The organism is Paracoccus sp. MKU1, from assembly GCF_001447385.1.
In the GTDB taxonomy this organism is placed as follows: Bacteria; Pseudomonadota; Alphaproteobacteria; order Rhodobacterales; family Rhodobacteraceae; genus Paracoccus.
This window is the reverse complement of the sequence record NZ_LLWQ01000101.1, coordinates 1-758: the sequence shown is the minus strand read 5'-3', so window position 1 is coordinate 758 and position 758 is coordinate 1. Positions and strand designations below refer to the sequence as shown.

The 758-nt window shown below is 66.8% G+C and carries 1 pseudogene; it reads left to right on the top strand.

Features of this window, described 5'->3' with window-relative positions:
• A pseudogene (locus AQY21_RS06700) lies at nucleotides 1–758 on the top strand (conjugal transfer protein TrbE); the annotation flags it as partial.

The window sequence follows — 758 nt, the reverse complement described above, 5'->3', positions numbered from 1 at the left end:
CTGCCCTGGGCGGCGCTGATCGCGCCGGGCGTGGTGCTGAACAAGGACGGCTCCTTCCAACGTACGGCGAAATTCCGCGGCCCCGACCTGGATTCCGCCGTCGCCGCCGAACTGGTCGCGGTGGCGGGTCGGCTCAACAACGCCTTTCGCCGCCTCGGCTCGGGCTGGGCGATCTTCGTCGAGGCGCAGCGCTCGGAAGCCGCGACCTATCCCGACAGCACCTTCCCCGATCCGGCCTCGGCGCTGGTCGATGCCGAGCGAAGGGCGGATTTCGAACAGGCGGGCAGCCATTTCATATCCGACTATTTCCTCACCCTGCTCTGGCTGCCGCCGGCCGCGGAGGCGGCACGAGCGGAAAGCTGGCTCTATGAGGGCCGCGAGACATCCGGAGTGAATCCCTTCGAACTGCTGCACGGCTTCATCGACCGCAGCGACCGGGTGTTGGCGCTCTTGGACGGTTTCATGCCGGAATGCGCCTGGCTCGACGATCCCGAGACCCTGACCTACCTGCATTCCACCATTTCCACCAACCGGCAGCGCGTGCGCATGCCCGAATTGCCGATGCATCTCGACGCCCTGCTCGCCGATCAGCCGCTCACCGGCGGGCTGGAACCGCGGCTCGGCGAGCAACATCTGCGGGTGCTGACCATCACCGGCTTTCCGACCGCGACCACGCCCGGCATTCTCGACGATCTGAACCGCATCGCCTTCCCCTATCGCTGGTCGACCCGCGCCATCCTCATCGACAAGACCGATGC